Annotated in this window: 15 protein-coding genes; 4 read left to right on the plus strand and 11 right to left on the minus strand. The window is 63.3% G+C overall.

Features of this window, described 5'->3' with window-relative positions:
- Nucleotides 1–38 precede the first annotated feature (38 nt).
- Nucleotides 39–2,087 (plus strand): c-type cytochrome, encoded by a 2,049-nt coding sequence (locus tag Q8O96_RS06590; protein WP_305948568.1) that lies wholly within the window; start codon nt 39–41, stop codon nt 2,085–2,087.
- 136 nt (nt 2,088–2,223) lie between these two features.
- Nucleotides 2,224–2,793 carry a hypothetical protein gene (locus tag Q8O96_RS06595; protein WP_115580841.1) on the plus strand — a complete coding sequence of 190 codons (570 nt, stop codon included), beginning with the start codon at nt 2,224–2,226 and terminating at the stop codon, nt 2,791–2,793.
- Between the two features lie 9 nt (nt 2,794–2,802).
- Here Q8O96_RS06595 and Q8O96_RS06600 read toward each other — a convergent pair whose 3' ends face one another.
- The 5 genes from Q8O96_RS06600 to Q8O96_RS06620 form a co-directional block, all read right to left on the minus strand.
- Nucleotides 2,803–3,165, minus strand: coding sequence for a hypothetical protein (locus Q8O96_RS06600; protein ID WP_205413487.1), 363 nt, complete (start codon nt 3,163–3,165; stop codon nt 2,803–2,805).
- Between the two features lie 52 nt (nt 3,166–3,217).
- Nucleotides 3,218–5,146 (minus strand): alkaline phosphatase D family protein, encoded by a 1,929-nt coding sequence (locus tag Q8O96_RS06605; RefSeq protein WP_305948569.1) that lies wholly within the window; start codon nt 5,144–5,146, stop codon nt 3,218–3,220.
- 103 nt (nt 5,147–5,249) lie between these two features.
- Complete coding sequence (locus Q8O96_RS06610; protein WP_250329601.1) at nt 5,250–5,858, minus strand: LysE family translocator; 609 nt, start codon at nt 5,856–5,858, stop codon at nt 5,250–5,252.
- 125 nt (nt 5,859–5,983) lie between these two features.
- Nucleotides 5,984–6,913 carry a transcriptional regulator GcvA gene (gcvA, locus tag Q8O96_RS06615; protein WP_305948570.1) on the minus strand — a complete coding sequence of 310 codons (930 nt, stop codon included), beginning with the start codon at nt 6,911–6,913 and terminating at the stop codon, nt 5,984–5,986.
- 93 nt (nt 6,914–7,006) lie between these two features.
- Nucleotides 7,007–7,279 (minus strand): hypothetical protein, encoded by a 273-nt coding sequence (locus Q8O96_RS06620; RefSeq protein ID WP_242553884.1) that lies wholly within the window; start codon nt 7,277–7,279, stop codon nt 7,007–7,009.
- A gap of 218 nt (nt 7,280–7,497) precedes the next feature.
- Here Q8O96_RS06620 and Q8O96_RS06625 point away from each other — a divergent pair, with 218 nt between their 5' ends.
- Nucleotides 7,498–8,208, plus strand: coding sequence for a response regulator (locus Q8O96_RS06625; protein WP_060840896.1), 711 nt, complete (start codon nt 7,498–7,500; stop codon nt 8,206–8,208).
- Nucleotides 8,205–9,545, plus strand: coding sequence for an ATP-binding protein (locus Q8O96_RS06630; RefSeq protein ID WP_305948571.1), 1,341 nt, complete (start codon nt 8,205–8,207; stop codon nt 9,543–9,545). The genes Q8O96_RS06625 and Q8O96_RS06630 overlap by 4 nt, the downstream gene beginning before the upstream one ends.
- A gap of 100 nt (nt 9,546–9,645) precedes the next feature.
- Here the strand turns inward: Q8O96_RS06630 and Q8O96_RS06635 are convergent, their stop codons facing one another.
- The 6 genes from Q8O96_RS06635 to Q8O96_RS06660 all read right to left on the minus strand — a co-directional run bounded on the left by Q8O96_RS06635 (nt 9,646) and on the right by Q8O96_RS06660 (nt 16,988).
- Nucleotides 9,646–10,383, minus strand: a complete 738-nt coding sequence (locus tag Q8O96_RS06635) for a hypothetical protein (protein WP_102860378.1) — start codon at nt 10,381–10,383, stop codon at nt 9,646–9,648.
- A 263-nt stretch (nt 10,384–10,646) separates the two neighbouring features.
- Entirely contained in the window at nt 10,647–11,543 is an 897-nt protein-coding gene (ppk2, locus tag Q8O96_RS06640) for a polyphosphate kinase 2 (protein WP_162884156.1), read from the minus strand.
- Nucleotides 11,544–11,980: 437 nt separating this feature from the next.
- Entirely contained in the window at nt 11,981–13,942 is a 1,962-nt protein-coding gene (locus tag Q8O96_RS06645; RefSeq protein WP_305948748.1) for an aconitase family protein, read from the minus strand.
- An 84-nt stretch (nt 13,943–14,026) separates the two neighbouring features.
- Nucleotides 14,027–14,452 carry a cupin domain-containing protein gene (locus Q8O96_RS06650; protein ID WP_102860381.1) on the minus strand — a complete coding sequence of 142 codons (426 nt, stop codon included), beginning with the start codon at nt 14,450–14,452 and terminating at the stop codon, nt 14,027–14,029.
- Nucleotides 14,453–14,465: 13 nt separating this feature from the next.
- Nucleotides 14,466–15,056 carry a cysteine hydrolase family protein gene (locus Q8O96_RS06655; RefSeq protein WP_305948572.1) on the minus strand — a complete coding sequence of 197 codons (591 nt, stop codon included), beginning with the start codon at nt 15,054–15,056 and terminating at the stop codon, nt 14,466–14,468.
- A 27-nt stretch (nt 15,057–15,083) separates the two neighbouring features.
- Nucleotides 15,084–16,988 carry an FAD/NAD(P)-binding protein gene (locus Q8O96_RS06660; RefSeq protein ID WP_305948573.1) on the minus strand — a complete coding sequence of 635 codons (1,905 nt, stop codon included), beginning with the start codon at nt 16,986–16,988 and terminating at the stop codon, nt 15,084–15,086.
- Nucleotides 16,989–16,993 lie beyond the last annotated feature (5 nt).

Here is a 16,993-nt window from a genome sequence, read left to right on the forward strand (position 1 = left end):
AGGGGACCACCCCAGGCGGATTTTAAAGGAATAACCTGATGGCTTTTTCTCTGTCGCGCCTGTGCCTGCTAGGCGCTGCGTTGCTCTGCGTACCCCCTCTGCAAGCCAGTGAGCCGATCCCGGCAACGGCGGTTACCCCACCCGACTCCGAGCTAATCCAGCGTGGCCTGTACGTGGCCCAGCTGGGTGACTGCATTGCCTGTCACACCGCCAAGGGCGGTGCCACCATGGCCGGTGGCCTGGAACTGAAGACGCCCATGGGCACCATCTACTCCAGCAACATCACCCCGGATAAAAACACCGGTATCGGCCGCTACAGTTTTGAAGAGTTCGATCGCGCCATGCGCGAAGGCGTAACCCCCGACGGCAGCCATCTTTACCCGGCCATGCCCTATCCGTCCTACGCCAAGATGACCGAAGAGGACATGCGCGCTCTCTACGCCTACCTGATGCACGGCGTGGAACCGGTGGCCCAGGGCAATCTGGAAGCCGACATGGGCTTCCCCTTCAACCAGCGCTGGGGCCTGTGGTTCTGGAACCTGGCCTTCGTCGACAAGCAGCCGTTCAAGCCCGATCCGACCAAGGACGAGCAGCTCAATCGCGGCGCCTACCTGGTCCAGGGGTTGGGTCACTGCGGTTCCTGCCATACGCCACGGGGCATTGCCTTCCAGGAGAAGGCCATGAGCGACACCGAGTCCGGCGGCCAGCACTACCTGGCCGGCGAGACGGTGGAAGAGTGGCGCGCCCTGAGCCTGCGCAACCTGTGGACCGTGGAAGACACGGTGCAACTGCTCAAGACCGGGCAGAACCGCTTCGCCACGGTGTCCGGCAACATGGCCGACGTGATCCACCACAGCACTCAGCACTTCACCGACGCCGACCTGACCGCCATCGCCGCGTACCTCAAGTCCCTGCCGGCCGGTAAAGACGATCTGCCCATGCCTTCGGTGGCCCTGACCCCGGCGGCCCCGCCGAACAATCTGTTCACCTCCCGTGGCGGCCTGGGCTACGCGCAATTCTGTTCCGACTGCCACCGCCAGGACGGCGCCGGCGTGCCGCAGATGTTCCCGTCCCTGGCGGGCAACCCCAGTGTCGCCTCGGCCAATCCGACCTCCCTGCTGCACATCACCCTGACCGGCTGGCAGACCGCGCAGACCGCGGCTCATCCGCGGGTCTACACCATGCCCGGGTTCGCCCAGCTGGCGGACGGCGAGATTGCCGAAATCCTCAGTTTTATCCGCAGCAGTTGGGGCAACAACGGCTCGGCCATCAGCGCCGAACAAGTGAAAAAGATGCGTGCGCAACTGAGCCCGCAAGTGGAAAGCACTCTGTTCGAAACCCCGCGCCTGGCCAATCTGCTGGCGGCGCCGAATGCCGAGCAAGTGGTGCACGGCATGCGCCTGCACCTGGAAACCAAGGCTCTGCTGCCGGACAACGTCGGCAACTCGCTGAACTGCACCAGTTGCCACCTCAACGCCGGCACCGTGGCTGACGGTTCTCCCTTTGTCGGTGTCTCGGCGTTCTTCCCCGGCTACGCGCCGCGGGCGGGCAAGACCATCACCCTGGAAGAGCGCATCAACGGCTGCTTCCGCCGTTCCATGCACGGCAAGCCGCTGCCGGTGAACGGCGCCGACATGCAAGCCATGGTGGCCTACTTCGAGTGGATGAAGATGAACACTCGTCCCGAAGACAAGGTGGCCGGGCGCGGCGTGGGCAAGATCGACCCGGCCCTCAAGCCTGACGCCGACAATGGCAAGCAGGTCTATGCCAAGCAATGCGCGGTGTGCCACGGCGCCGACGGCGAAGGTCTGAAACGGGCCGACGGCAGCCTGATCTTCCCGCCGTTGTGGGGCGATCAATCCTTCAACATCGGCGCCGGCATGGCCCGCACCTACACCGCGGCGGCCTTCGTCAAACGCAACATGCCGATTGGCTTCCACGAGAAATTCCCCCTGGGCCAGGGTGGCCTCTCGGATCAGGAAGCCCTGGACGTGGCCGAGTACTTCTCCCACCAACCGCGTCCGGACTTCCCGGACAAGGTCAAGGACTGGCCCAACGGTGGCCGTCCGGTGGACGCTCGTTACTGAGGGCTTGACCCTGTAGCCGCCGCCTTGAGCCGCGGCTACAGGCCCCGCAGAAAAATCTGCCGACGCTCCCTGGCGTCGAGGTAAGATCGCCATCCTTTGCCTCAGCCTTCGCTGGCGGTCCCATCAAGGATGAATCATGCGGCTGTATTCGATCCTGTTGCTGAGCCTGTCACTGGGGCTCGGCGGCTGTACCTTTGTCTCCACCCTCAAAGCCACCACCGTGAGCTACCGGGTGCCGGCCGATGCCGGTGACACCGCGCTGATCCGCATCGTTGCTCAGGGGCTGGTGCGTGGCGTGCCCTACAGCGATTGCATCGACTGGCGTAAACCGAGCTCCGGGCTGATGGTTCGCCCCCATCGTGGTATTGCCAATCCCAACTTCCGCAACCTGGGCATTCCCATGACGGCCGCCACCGACCGCATGCGCCGTCAGGAAGGCTTTGGCGCCAACGAGCTGAAGATCCCGGCCAATCGTCCGTTCGCCTTCATGTTCTACAACACCGAGCCCGGGATGGATAAGGACTACCGCTTTGTCTGCGAACAAAGCGTGACCTTTGTGCCTGAGGCCGGTGCGACCTATCAGATGGTCTTTCTCCAGGACCAGATGTGCACAGCGATGCTGCGCAAGATCGACGCACAGGGCGAAATGCTGCCGGAACGGGTGGCGCTGCGGCCTACCGATTACTGCAGCGCTGATGCGCGTTAGGGCTCGAACCTAGGGCGCATAGTGCTTGCAGATTTCCTCCCAGATATAGGCCCCGCGAAAGCGGATCCAACGGATGAACAAGCGCACGCGAAACGCCTGCCAGCGGTTGCTGCGCCGAAGCGCCAGGCTTGCCTCGATCTCCTCCAGCAAGGGCTCGCGAGCAAAGCCCATCCAGATTTCCGGGATCACTGCCATCAGGTTGATGTAGCACACCGGCGCCACCTCTTCGTAGAGGATGCGCTCCACCTCAGCCCGGTCATAAGCCTGGGTTTCGCGGGCGATGTAGGCGTAGTCCACCTCGTTGTCCACAAAGGCGTCGGATAACACGTAGCGAATATCGTCCCGCTGTTGCGGGGTGATCTCTGATGACACGCGGTGCTCCTTCCTTGGGCTTTCGGTGATCTGGCTGGCGCGGTGGCGGATTCTATCTTGGGGCGATCATCCGGGTTGGCGCCGCGCCATTGGCATTGTGCTGGAGGATGGTCACCGGCTGGCCCTGCTGATTGAAAAACACCTGGCCGATCCCCGACGAATTCCACAGCCGCTCCCCGGCTTCGGCATGCTCGGGCACGTGGGGTATCACCTTCATTCGCCGGCGCTTGGTGAACCAGTTCAACGGCGAGCGCGGCGAGTAGAGCCAGCGGTTGAGGCGGTCGAACCATTCCAGCAGGGTGTCGGGGAATTCGTTCTTGATGCCGCTGCTGGTGATCTGCCAGATGCGCGGGCCGCCCTGGCGGTGACGGATCAGCACTTCGTAGACGAAGGAATAGTGCACATCGCCGGAGAGAATCACGTAGCTGCCCGGGGTTCGCGAGTGGCGGAAGATGTTCAGGATCACCTGGGCCGAACCGCGATGGGCCATCCAGTTTTCCGCGTCCACCAGCAGCGGGTAACCGCACCAACTGAAGACTTTCTGCACCGTCTCGATCAGCTTGACCCCGAAGATCGGTGCCGGTGAAACGATGATCGCCGAGGGGTGATCCAGCAGTTCGTGTTGCAGTTCGCACAGGGCCTCCCAGTCCAGCAGGCCCGAGGGCTGGCCCAGGTTTGACTCGCTGCGCCAGCGCCGGGTGCGGGTGTCCAGCACCACCAGGGCCGGGGTGCTGGGCAAGACGTACTGCCACTGCGCAAAGCGCAGCAACTGGTCGATCAAATCGTCCTGGGCCTGACGTTGCAGCAGGTGTTTCGGGCCTTGTGGCGTGGCACTCAAGGCGCGGGTGTGGTCCAGCAGTTGGGTGAAGGCGTCCGGGTTGTTGCCCCAACCCTGGCACAGCATGTAAGCCAGCAGCGCGTTGCCGATGATGCGTTTGGAGAAGGGATGACCGTAGGCGGTTTCTTCCCACTGGGCGCTGAGGTTCCAGTCGTCGGTGATGTCGTGGTCGTCGAAGATCATCAGGCACGACAGGTGGGCGAAGACCCGCGCGGCACCCTCCAGGCCCTGGACAAAATCATCGATGCGCTGCTGTTCCCGGGTGTAGCGCGTTTGCTGTTCCGGCGTCAGTTGCGGTGGCTTGGGCGCGATCAGGGTCCAGGGCACGGGTGACCACACCAGCAGGTACATGGCCAGCACCTCGGCGAAGGTCACCAGGTGGTTGTCGGCATTGCTGCTGGTGAAGATCGGCTTTTTCACCCCGCCGAAAAACCGCTCGCGCAGGGTTTCATTGCTTTTGAGGGCCGGGAGCAATTCGGCTCGTCGGTAGTAGCTGGCGCCATGGCGGTACAGCGCCTGGCTGTCGGCCACCACCGCGCCCTCCAACTCTTCATCGAACAGCCCGAGGCGCTCGATCAGGGCGTGAACCGCCCGCAACATGGGGCCGGCCACATCGTCGGCGTACACCTGATCGCCGCTCATCATCAACAAGGCGGGGCGCTGTGCGGGCTCGGGCTGTTGCGCCAGCAGGCGGTCGACGCAGAGCAGGCCATCAGTGGACGGGTGATGGGGCTTGCGGCAGGAGCCGTGGAGCAGGTTGTCGATGCGGCTGTGGAGCACGAACTCCGGAGTCCTGGCATCGCCATACAGCAGGTGCGGCGCCCAGTCGGCAATGGATCGGGCGCCGTCCTCGGCGTCGTTGATCAAGAGGTCATAGGCAATCGTCACGTCCTGGGGCAGGGCGTCGTCCAGCGGCACATCGATCAGATGGATAAAGGCCTGGCGCCCGACGGGGATGACCTGGCATTGCTGCTGATCGAGGGCCAGTTCCAGGGCCGGGCCGCCCGTGGGGTGCAGGCGCAGGGTCAGCGGCAACGCCCTTGAACCCACCAGCCACAGCACCAGCCGCGTTGGCTCCAGGCGGCGCAGCAGCGGGCCGGCAAGAACGGGGGGCAGGGCAGGGGCGGGCGTAGTCAGTGGCATCTGCAGCGGGGTCTCTGGCGGTTGCAAAGGGGGCGCAATGGTAGCGCAGCCGATGTCGAAGAAACGTCGGCTGTGGGGGCGGCGGCAAGGCTTTTGTATCCGATTATTTATGGGCGCTGGCCAGCATCACACCGAATCCGAGAAAGGTCATCCCCGATAGTTTGCCGACGATCCTGGCCCCCCGGCTACTGGACAGCCAGCCCCTGGCGCCATTGGCCATCAGCGCGTAACCGCTGTGCAGCGCAATCACCAACAGGCTGTAGGACGCCACCAGCACAAAGAACTGGCTGTAGTAATCGCCTTGCGGCTGGATGAACTGCGGGAACACCGCGAGAAAGAAAAACCCGGCCTTGGGGTTGAGCAACTGGATCGACAGGGCCTCGACAAAGCGCCGTGCGGGGCGGCTTTTAGTGTCCTGGAGTGGCGGAATGAAACTCTGCGTGCGCCACATCTTCACCCCCAGATACAGCAAGTACAGGGCGCCGATGTACTTGAGCAGGGTAAAGGCGGTGGTTGAGGCCGCCAGGACCAGGCCCAGGCTGCTGGCGGAAATCCCCGCCACCACAAAGGCGCCCAGGGCGATACCGAGAATGCCCGGCAGTGCCCCGCTCCAGCCGTGGCGCAGGGCGTTGGACAGGGTCAGCACCACCCCGGGGCCGGGGCTGAGGATGGTCAGGGTGGCCAGCAGTAAAAACAGTCCATAACTTGCCATGCAACACTCCAGAAATGAGCCATTGAAGGGGCGCAGCCTGCTCCACGGTTGGCGGCCTGACAAACGCTTTAATTGCACGGCTGATGTGCCTAAATCAGATCCATGTACAGGCTCTACAAAGCGTCTCAGGCGCCGCTGGCCCGAGTGGGCACCTGGATCCGATTAGTCATCGCGTCCTGCTGAATCTGCGCCAGCATCCACTCGATAAACACCTGGGCTTCGGGGGCGGCATCGGCGACGAGCGCGTAGTAATAGCGGGTCAGCGGCTGGTGCAGTTCCGGCAACGGGCAGACCAGCCGGCCGCTGCTCAGATCCTTGGCCAGCAACGAGGCCGGGCACAGCGCCAGCCCCAGGCCGTCGACACAGGCCTGGAGCACGAAGTGCAGATGGTCGAAATGCAAGGTCGGTGGCTGGCGCAGTGGCTTCAGACCGCAGTGTTCCAGCCATTTTTGCCAGTCGTTGGCGCGGCTACGACTGACCAACAGGGTATGGCGTCCCAGATCCTTGGGGCTGTTCAGTGCTGTGCTCTGCAACAGCGATGGCGCGGCCACCACCAGGATTTCATCCTCCAGCAAGCGCTGAGGCTGCAGCGATGGCGCCCAGCCCGAACGCCCGCGACGAATCACCAGATCGAAGGTTTCCTTGGCCGGGTCGGGGAGCAGGGTGCTGGTCACCACTTCCGGCTGGATCTGCGGGTACAGCGCCATGAACTGCGGCAAGCGCGGAATCAGCCAGCGCACCGCGAAGGACGGCCGCACATTGACCGTCACCTTGCGCAGGGCCGCGCCGCGGCGCAGTGAAACCGCGGCCGCGGCGATCTGGGTCAGGGCCACGCTGACCTGTTCATAGAAGGCTTGCCCGGCGGGGGTCAGCACCGACTGGCGAATGCGCCGTTCGAACAGCAACACACCCAGGTGCTCTTCCAGCAGTTTGATATGGCGGCTCACTGCGCTGTGGCTCACGTGCAGTTCTTCAGCAGCGCGGCTGAAACTCTCGTGGCGAGCGGCAGCGGCAAAGGCGCGGACGGCGTTCAAGGGGGGAAGGTCAGTGATCATGTGTCTAATTTAGTCACCTATGCGGCGCAATAAAAGCGGTTGTCAGTGCCACATCGTTGACGTCCATCGCGAGCAAGCTCGCTGCTACCGGCCTCAGGCCGAGGCCTTGTGGTTTTCACCGCGTTCAATGCTCTGCGGCTGGCCCTGTTCGATCACCCAGCGCAGCAGCTCGGTCACCGACACCCGGTGCTTGCGTTCGACCCATTCCATGCCTTCAGGGCTGTAGTGCTCGCTGTAGCGGGTCAGCACCAGGTAGTGCTGGTCTTCGGACAGGCCCAGGCTGACTTCGCGGCAATGCAGGCTGGCGTCATCGAGTCTGGTCACCCGTTGCAGCAGCATCAGGGCGTGTTGATCGGAGGTGGGCATGGACAGCTCCTTCGCGACGAGAGGGGCCGGGGCGGGGTTGATCAGGCGCATGGTCAGGGTTCTCCAGCAAGGGGAGGCCGATGCTGGCAGCTGAACCTTGCGCAAAGATGTCTGCTTTATTGCGTCGCTGAAGGTTTGTTGCGGCGTTGAAATAAATGACGCCGGGCGGCGAATGGTTTTAGATAACGGCTCATTCCGACTTGAAGTGATCTCCGCCGGTGAGCCGTCTCTTGATCGTGGACGACGACATTGAAGTCCTCGCGCTGCTGAAGAAATTCTTTGTCCAACAGGGTTATCAGGTGGCGGTGGCCACCGATGGCGCGTCGCTGTGGGCGGCGCTGGAGCGGGAGGTGCCGGACCTGATCATCCTCGACCTGATGCTCCCCGGCGACAACGGCCTGACCCTGTGCCAGCGCCTGCGCCAGTTGCACGCCACGCCGGTGATCATGCTCACCGCCATGGGCGAGTTGAGCGACCGGGTGGTGGGCCTGGAGATGGGCGCCGACGATTACCTGAGCAAGCCCTTCGATGCCCGTGAGCTGCTGGCCCGGGTGCGGGCGGTGCTGCGCCGGGCCGGGGAGAGCCGGCCGGTGAGCGGCGAGGTGCCGCGACCCTTGATCAAGTTCGCCGACTGGCAACTGGACCTGACCCGCCGTGAGCTGCGCTCGCCGGATCAGGTGATGATTCCGTTGTCGGCGGGGGAGTTCGACCTGCTGCTGGTGTTTGTCGAGCATCCGCAACGCATCCTCACCCGCGAGCAGTTGCTGGACCTGGCTCGGGGGCAGGCCCATGACGCTTTTGATCGCAGCATCGATGTCCAGGTCAGCCGCCTGCGGCGCAAGCTGGAGTTCGACACCAAGCGCCCGGCGATGATTCGCACCGTGCGCAATGGCGGTTATCTGTTCACCCCCAGCGTGACCCGTCAGTGAAGCTGATCAAGCCGTTGTGGCGCTATCGGCTGCGGGACACCGTGGCGCGCTGGATCGCCCTGACCATCATCATGGCCATGCTCACCGCCCTGGCCTTCAATGCGCTGTTCGTGCAGTTGGCCGGGGTCTGGGCCTATCCGCCGCTGGCGGAAACCGGGTTGCTGGAAAAGTCCGCGGCCATCGTGCGCATGATCGAAGCCTCGGAGCCGGGCCAGCGCCCGCAACTGGCGGCGGCGGTCAGCAGTGATCACCTGAGTATCCGCTGGCAGCCGACGCGCCAGGGCTTTGCCCTGCCTGAGCTGGACGACCCGGAGTACCGGGTCGGCTCGGAAGGCATCCGCGCCATGCTGCAACCGCCCCAGCGACATATCGAGGCCTACCAGCCCAGTGACTGGCCGGGCCCGGATGGGCGCTACGCGCTGCTGGTGCAACTGACTGATCAGAGTTGGGTGATGTTTTCCTCGGCGTCGCGCAGTTGGGGCCTGGAGGAGGGCACGCGCAATCTGATCGTGATCGCCCTGGTGCTGATCTCCACTGGCCTTGTGGCCTTGATCGCCACGCGCCGGCTGGCCAAGCCGCTGCAGCAGTTCGCCCAGGGGGCGCGGCGCTTTGCCGTGGACTTTCGCGCGCCGCCCATCGAGCCGGTGGGCCCCCACGAGATCCGTCAGGCGATTCTCGCCTTCAACGCCATGCAGGCGCAGTTGCAGCACTTCATCAAGGACCGCACGCAGATGCTCGCGGCCATCTCCCATGACCTGCGCACACCGCTGACCCGCATGCGCCTGCGCGGCGAGTTCATCGAAGATGCCGACCAGCAGCAGCGCCTGTTTCGTGATGTGGACGAGATGCAGGCGATGATCAATTCGGCCCTGGAGTTCTTTCGCGACGATGCGCGGCTGGAACAGGCCACCCATTTCGATCTGGCCGAGCTGCTGCAGACCCTGGTGGACGACTATCGCGACCAGTCCATGGAGATCCTGTTCAGCGGCCCGCCGCGCCTGGTGTATTGCGGCCGGCCCCTGGGGCTCAAGCGGGTGATGACCAACCTGCTGGATAACGCGATCAAGTACGGGGGCGAGCCGGCCATCGTGCTGGAGCAGGGCGCCGACCAATTGCGGGTGCGGGTGCTGGACCGTGGCCCGGGAATTGCGCCCGATGCCCTGGAACAGGTGTTCCAGCCGTTTTTCCGCCTGGAGAGTTCGCGCAACAAGAGCACCGGCGGCGTGGGCCTGGGGCTGTCGGCAGCGCGGGCCATCGTGCGTGAGCATGGCGGCGAGTTGCGTCTGTTCAACCGTGACGGCGGTGGCTTGGAAGCGCGGGTGGAGTTGCCGCTGTAGCCGCTGCCGCAGGCTGCGACAAGGCCCGAAGGGCCTTGCTAGGTCCTTCGAGCGCCCAGGCCGGCCGATCCCGGCCTGGGCTCACTGAATCCGTTGCGGCTCAGGACCAGTCGAAGCAGAACAGCACCAGGCCTTCCACCGGTTCATAGAACATTACGATCAGGTCGGCGCCGCTGATTCCGTAGTGGCTGGCCGGAACGCTGAGTGCGTGCTGGAAGCGCCGGCCCGCGGGGCTCAAAGGCCAGACGTCGATGTCGCCGCTGTCATCGGTGGCCTCGACGATATCCATGGGGAACTCCACGGTTTCCACCCAGTTGCCATAGCCTTCGGCTACCCCACCGATTTCGTCGATGAAGGTCCAGCGCTGTTCGCGATCGTTCGGCCAGGTCAGGTAGCCCAGTTCCTGAAAACGCTGACGCGAGGCCTGGTAGTCGGCGTGCTCCTTGGCATAGTGGCGTTGCAGGCTGGCTCGCACGTTGCGCCGTGGTTCCGGCAGTTCGGCATTTTCCGGGTGCAGGAAGAAGTAGCGTGGATCACCGCACAGGCGGTAGCGACCGTTCTCGATCTTTAAGCCGATCCAGTTGGTCTTCAGCAGCTCGCTGCCAAAACCCTCATCCTGAGTGAGTTCGCCCACCAGCCCCTCGTCGGGCTCGATAGGGCTCAGCAGGTGCAGGCGCCCGGACCATTCGGGGTTGATCAGGCTGGCGTCTATGGAGAGCAGCGGCAGCAGGTGCTCGGCCAGCTCCTGCTGGTCGGCGACAAACACGTCCTTGGCGTCGGGAAAGGCCATGGCGCCGGGAGGCAGTTGGGTGTAGTGCGCGGTGGCAACGGTGGGCATTGATCGAGTCCTTGATGATTGGGCATCTATGGCGCGCAAGCGCGGTCGCGATTTTGCGGGGTTGCTGACGAATGAACAATCCGTGGCGGCGCGCAAGGATGGCATTTGTCTGCACGGCTCGGTCATGGAGGCCGTGGTGTGTAGGCGGTTTCAGTGGCGGCGGGTGATCAAACCGTTGGAAAGAGGGCAGGTGGCGAGACGTTGCGGTGGCGAACGGGGCGTAAACCTCAAGGTCGGCGCCCCGTAGCGTGTTGCAGTGATGCTCAGGCCGATAGGGCCAGTTTTGTAGCGCCGGCGTCCGCCGTCGCCTGGGCCTGGGTGCGCTCATCTTCTTCCAGCCCCCGCGAGGCGCGACCCACCAGCAACGGATCAGGGGCGTGGGCGACTTTCAGGTCCTTGCCCGGGTAGTCCAGCTCATGCAGGAAATGGCGGATGCAGTTGATCCGCGCGCGTTTCTTGTCGTCGGACTTGATCACCGTCCACGGTGCATCGGCGGTGTCGGTGTGGAAGAACATCGCCTGCTTGGCGGCGGTGTATTCGTCCCACTTGTCCAGGGACTTGATGTCGATGGGTGAGAGCTTCCAGTGCTTGAGCGGGTCGTCCCGGCGTGAGATGAAGCGTCGCAACTGTTCTTCGCGGTTCACCGAGAACCAGAACTTGAACATCAGGATGCCGCTGTTGCACAGCATGCGTTCCAGCTCCGGGGTCTGGCGCATGAACTCCAGGTATTGCAGGGGCGAGCAGAACTCCATCACCCGCTCGACCCCGGCGCGGTTGTACCAGGAGCGGTCGAAGAAGACCATTTCCCCGGCGGTGGGCAAATGCTGGATGTAGCGCTGGAAGTACCACTGGCCCTTTTCCTGTTCCGAGGGCTTTTCCAGGGCCACGATCCGCGCGCCACGGGGGTTGAGGTGTTCCATGAAGCGCTTGATGGTGCCGCCTTTACCGGCCGCATCACGGCCTTCGAACAGCACCACGATGCGCTGCCCGGTTTCCTTGACCCAGCTCTGCACCTTGAGCAGCTCGATCTGCAGCTCGCTCTTGGCCTTTTCGTACTCGGCGCGGCGCATGCGGTTGCGATACGGATAGTTGCCCGGCAGCGCAGCGGACACGCTGTCTTCATTGGAACCGCGCGGCGCGCTGGCCACTTGCAGGGCCATGGGCTTCTGGCTGATGGCGCTGATTTCGGCTTCGGCGGCTTTCACCGGGGCGGCCTTGGTTGTGCGTGGGCGGCGAGGGCGCGGCGTAGCCGCTTTGCGTGGAGCAGCCTTGGTGCTGGCAGGGCTGGTGGTGGCCGGAGCGTTTTGCGCTGGGGCGGGAGGCACGGGCAGGGCGGTGGATTCTTCACTCATGGGAGGGGGGCCTGTAATTGCGTTCAATGTCCTCCGGTCATTTTTAGGGCTGGGCAGTTGGCGGCCGTTGATCTCGATCAAGTTTGTAATAAGGAAAAGTCGGTAATCAGTTGAGATTTTTTCGGCGGCTCATTCGGGAGCTATCTGACCTGGGGCGCTGGCCATACGGCTGACGATGGCGCCACAGGATCTTGATGCGCGCAGCGCTGAAAGGACGGCGGATATCAATCCGCCTCCTGTCGTTTTCAGTGAGCCAGAGCCGGTCGCCGGTCCGCCGGATCGCGCTGGCCGGGCTTGGAGGTTGCCGAGGTGGCGGCACTGTGTCGGGTTTGCAGGGCGCCGAACGAGGTGATGTAACCGGCAATGGCGCTGGCGACCACGGTCGGCGGGCTGGCCAGCCAGACCTGACCTGGACCGGAGCGCCCCGGAAAATTCCGGTTGATGGCGCTGACGGTGACCTGCTCTTGGTGGGTCGATGAACCAGGGCCGCAGTTCGCACAGGCGCCGCAGGCCGGCTGCAGCAGTTGCGCGCCAAAGGTTTCGAAGGCCGGCAGGTAACCCTGCTCCTCGCAGTAGTCGCGAACATCCACGGTGCCGAACTGCAAATAGAGTTTGACCTCGGGATGCAGCCGCAGGTCGTTCTCCAGCGCCCAGTTGATCACCTCGAAATAATGATCGAAGTCATCGCGCTTGCCGGCGGTGCAGGAGCCGCCATAGGCGATATCGACCCTGACCCGCTCGGTCAGGTCGGTGAGGCGCTGTCCGTTGCCGGGGTCGCCCGGAGCGGCAATCATCGGCAGGATCTGATCGCAGTCCAGGACAATCGTGTCGGCGTAGTTCGCCTCGGGGTCGCTGGTCATCCAGGGTTCGAGCACGAAGTCGAGCTGGCGTCGCTCCTTGAGAAAACGAACGGTCTCCTGATCGGGCACGACGATCCCGCTGAAACCACCCAGCTCCGCTGTCATGTTGGTGAGGGTGGTGCGTTCGTCGGTGGACAGGAACGCCAGGGCCGGACCACCGAATTCGAAGATCTTGCCGACGCCGTGGCCGGCTTTGATCCGGCTATCGGCCAGCAGGGCCAGCACCAGATCCTTGGCGGTCACGCCGGCGGACAAGCGGCCGACCAGGGAAATGCGCAGCACCTGTGGATACACGGTCCTGACCGAGCCGGTCATGAAGGCGTTGGCCATGTCGGTGGTGCCCACGCCAAACGCCAGGCAGCCGAGTGCGCCGCTGTGGGGGGTATGGGAGTCGGTGCCGACCACGACTTGTCCGGGCAGGGCATAGTGCTCGGCCATCATCGCGTGGGAGATGCCCTCGCTGCCTTCGGCCGGCAGATAGCCGTGGGCGCTGAGTCGATGCTTGGCGACGAAGTCCCGATGGGCTTGAGACAAGCCATCGAGTTCGCCCACCAGGCTCTGTTGCAGGTGCGCCGGGCTGCGGTGCTTGTAGGACAAGTGGTCCTCAAACGCCAGAATCGATTCCGGCTGGTACACAGAGAAGTTTTCGCCGAAGGCATCGTCGAGCAAATGGGCGCAAAGCCCGGTGTAGTACTCGTGGATAAAGCGCCAGTCGGCCTTCAGCAAAATGCCGGCGCCCTGCTCGATGCGTTCGGCGCCGGGGGCCTTGAGCAAATGCCGATGAATGATCTTCTCGGCAAAAGTCAGGGGCCCGGTGGGCTGCTGCGGCGATGCTTCTGCGGGCTGGTCCGGCTGCTGACGCAAATGTTCGCGCCCGTAGTTGAGCAGCCCGCCGCTGCGCAGAATGGCCGTGGACAGCGCATCCCTGTTGCCGATCAGCTCCTCCAGCGACAGCTCCTCGCCAGCCTGCAAGCGTGGCACCAAGGACAAGTCGGTGGAGGTCAGCAGCCCGATGTTGTCGGCGTTCTGTCGGTAGATGCGCTCGAAGCCTTCGGCGATGACCAGGCGGATGCCGGCTTTTTTCTCCGCCAGCGGGCTGTGCTCGCGGGAAGAACCTTTGCCGTAGCGGGTGCCCGCCACACTCACTGTAAAGCCTGCGGAGGCGACATCGTCCTTGCCGATAGGCAGCACCGGGCCCGTCTTGAGGCCCACATAAGGGTATGAACCCAGCCGCTGGTCAAAGAAAGCCAGCACCGGAATCGGCGTTATTTCATCCGTTGAAATGTCATCGCGCAGGGGCTGTGCCTCCTCGAGGGTCAGTGTTTGCCCCCCCAACTGCCGTGACACTTTCAAAGGATCGCTGCTTAGAAAAAGCAGCTTTGCGTCAAGCTTGAAACCCATGATTTACCCCAAAAGAAATGGCCGACGGTTTCAGATCAAGTGCCGACCGTCATAGACGCTGTTGTCGTAGGCAGCATGCTTGGCGGCCTCGGCGGCTGGCGCTGGTTTCGCGGTCACGGCGCCTCCCCAGGTGGCATAGATCAACGCGCCCTTGGAGGACTTCCAGGCGTGGGTGCTGCCTGGCGGGTAAATCACCAGATCGCCCTTGAGGTAAATCCCGTTTTCATCCTCAAAGTCACCGTCGAGGATCAGAAAGGTTTCATGGCCGTGGTGGTGGTGAGATTGGGCGCTGGCGCCTGCTTCGCAACGGATCAGGGCAATGCGCTGGGCGCTCTCCTGGCACTCGAACAGCGTGTGAATGCTGGCGCCGCTGCGACCCAGTTGTTGATGAGTCGACCATTGGATCGAATCCGGCTCGCTGGATACATTCAGCAGATTGAAAACTGTCGGGTTCATGGATATGCGCCTGTTATAGAGAAGAGGTGATGAAGCTGAAGGTCGAGCTGATGTTCGCCGTGCGGGAGATTCTTTCTATCGCCGCCAGGTGACGCTCCTGGGTCACCGCCGCGCAGGCATCTTCGAGTACGGTGATCTTGAAGTCCCTGTCATGCCCGTCGAGGGTGGTGGCGAGGATGACGTGTTCGGTCGACACCCCTGTCAGAACCAACTCTTCAATACCTTGGGTACGGAGTATCAATTCCAGGTTGGTTTGATAGAACGGGCTGACCCGGCTCTTGGCGATCACGATTTCGTCCTCGCGGGGGCGCAGGTCGTCGTGCACCTGGGTCGACCAGGTCTGCAACTTCAAGACGCCATGCTCCTTGGCGGGAGCGAAGACTCGGGAGTGCGGGGGGAAGCCTTCATAGTGGGCGTTGAAACCAACGACGATAAAGATGATCGGCAGGTGATTGCTGCGGGCGTAGTTCAGGGCCGATGCGGCCTTTTCCAGCACCCGACGTTCCTGGGTCTGTTGGTAATAGCCTTCATGGGCATAAACCCCTTCGGGATGGACAATTTCATTGATGAAGTCCATGACCAGCAGTGCTTTGTTTGCAGACATCATTCATTCCTTTAAATGAGGGGCTGATCAGGCCACTTCAGTGATTGCCACAGGCGCTTGTGCGTAGGCCAACTGCAGTGCATCGGACGCCACGTAGTGGGCATCCTGGGCAAAGTCGGTCCAGAACCCCGGGCGGCTACTGCCGGCCTGCATGAACCAGCGGGTGTGCTCGGAAGGCAGGCCCAGGACGTAGAGCCCCTTGATGGGCTGGCCCGCGCGGTCGATCGGGTGATAAGGGCCGGGGGTGACGGCAACGCCGCCGGTGACGAAGGCCTCGTCGATCCCCTGGTTGATGTAGTTGGTCCAGTACCCGCGCCGCACCAGGTTTCTGGTCAGCGGTGACGGGTCGCGGAGCAAGTCCGGCGAAGGGATTCGGCCGTCGATGACCACATCGATCAATTGCCTGGAGTGACGGACCCGAGGGGATTCGATGCTGAACTTGCGGTGCTGGGTATCGATGCCATAGACCGTTTCAGGTCCCACCAGCGTCAGTACCCCCGCAGCGATCAGGGCGCGGATTTGCTCGGTGCGGTAAAGGGGCGGCCCCGCGGTGAGAAACAGGCTGGTAGGGGCGTAGTACTGCAGGAAGTCTTCTTGATGCGAGCGGGGAGTCAGCCGGCCGAAATCCACCACGCTCCGGATCAGGGCGCGGGTATCGCGAATGGTATCCAGGGCGGCTTTCATCGGGTTGTCGACGTTACCCTCGCGGGCGCTGCACAAGTCGTCTTCCAGCACCCGATCAAGGGCTCGGGCAAAGTCTGCCGGGCTGTGGAACTCTTGGGCGCGGAACGGCCTGGCCAGTCGGTCCAGTTCCAGGACCAGAAGGTCGCTCACTCCGAAATCGGCAGCCGCGGCGACCAGGGCTGGCAACGAGAACAGTTGCTGTTGCACCACGCGATGCTTGAACTGCTGTTCGGCTGCCTGCCCCGCCTGGGCCCGTATGGCGGTGGCGAAGTAGACGATGTTGATTTCCACCAGCAGCAGTGGGAGCACTTCGGTAGCAAACTCGATGTGACCGCGTTTTTGCAGCGCGTCGATCTTGTCGCGGGTGATGCACAGCGGTTGGTATTGAAAGTTCGGGCCTTTCTGGTTGCGGCCCCTGGCGGGGATCAGCATGCCGCTGCGGGAGCCGGCGAACAGCTTGGGTTCACGGTGCGACGGGATGTAGGTGGTGACACCGTCGACAACGCTGAAGCGGCCTCCACGACCGACCGTCAGGGCGGCGACGATGTCGTGGAACGCCAGGCCCAGGCCGACGATTCCCACCTGCTGCTCAGACTGGATTCGCGACAGCGGCATGTCGGCTGCGGAGTCGCCGCGAAAGAACTCCAGCCCGGCCGTCTGCTGGGCGAACTGTTGCAGCTCCCTTTCCCAGCCGATCAACTCGGGGGTTGGGTGCCCGGTGGCGATGACCACCTTGTCGACCTGGAGAAAAGCCCCGTTATCCAGTTCCAGGGTTTGCACGTTTTCCTCGTTGAGCAGATCGACGACCACCGCCGGTACGCGCTGCAGCGAAATGTTCGGCGTGAAGCTGGCCTCGATGGTCGACAGGACGAATTGCATGTACTCGCCATGTACCGCGCGCGGCGCATAGGCGTTGGGGCCCGGGTAGGCCGGGTCCACGGAGCTCCACCACTGTGCCAGCGACGGCCCGGCGCCCGGCCTGATCGGACCGTCGTCCAAGGGCCCGGAGAAGGACGAAACCTCCTCGGCGACGGTATTCATCACGTAGTGGCGTGGTTGATCGGTGCGCCAAACCCGGCCGGAGCCCATTTGCGCGCTGTCGATCAGATAGACCATGACTTGTTTGAGCGGGGCGTCCATGAGCATGAGCGCGGCCAGGCGCTCCAGCACAGACAGACCACGGGGGCCGCTGCCGATGATAGCGATACGGTGTGCAGGCGACGAAGGCGTGATGTGTCGCAGAGACATACTGA

The organism is Pseudomonas sp. LPH60 (assembly GCF_030718165.1).
In the GTDB taxonomy this organism is placed as follows: domain Bacteria; phylum Pseudomonadota; class Gammaproteobacteria; order Pseudomonadales; family Pseudomonadaceae; genus Aquipseudomonas; species Aquipseudomonas danubii.

Bases quoted from the DNA above. Each gene is read 5' to 3' on its own strand.
- Q8O96_RS06590 (WP_305948568.1), top strand. From the start codon at position 39: ATGGCTTTTTCTCTGTCGCGCCTGTGCCTGCTAGGCGCTGCGTTGCTC.
- Q8O96_RS06595 (WP_115580841.1), top strand. From the start codon at position 2,224: ATGCGGCTGTATTCGATCCTGTTGCTGAGCCTGTCACTGGGGCTCGGC.
- Q8O96_RS06605 (WP_305948569.1), bottom strand. From the start codon at position 5,146: ATGCCACTGACTACGCCCGCCCCTGCCCTGCCCCCCGTTCTTGCCGGC.
- Q8O96_RS06610 (WP_250329601.1), bottom strand. From the start codon at position 5,858: ATGGCAAGTTATGGACTGTTTTTACTGCTGGCCACCCTGACCATCCTC.
- gcvA (WP_305948570.1), bottom strand. From the start codon at position 6,913: ATGATCACTGACCTTCCCCCCTTGAACGCCGTCCGCGCCTTTGCCGCT.
- Q8O96_RS06620 (WP_242553884.1), bottom strand. From the start codon at position 7,279: ATGCCCACCTCCGATCAACACGCCCTGATGCTGCTGCAACGGGTGACC.
- Q8O96_RS06635 (WP_102860378.1), bottom strand. From the start codon at position 10,383: ATGCCCACCGTTGCCACCGCGCACTACACCCAACTGCCTCCCGGCGCC.
- ppk2 (WP_162884156.1), bottom strand. From the start codon at position 11,543: ATGGCCCTGCAAGTGGCCAGCGCGCCGCGCGGTTCCAATGAAGACAGC.
- Q8O96_RS06650 (WP_102860381.1), bottom strand. From the start codon at position 14,452: ATGAACCCGACAGTTTTCAATCTGCTGAATGTATCCAGCGAGCCGGAT.
- Q8O96_RS06655 (WP_305948572.1), bottom strand. From the start codon at position 15,056: ATGTCTGCAAACAAAGCACTGCTGGTCATGGACTTCATCAATGAAATT.
- Q8O96_RS06660 (WP_305948573.1), bottom strand. From the start codon at position 16,988: ATGTCTCTGCGACACATCACGCCTTCGTCGCCTGCACACCGTATCGCT.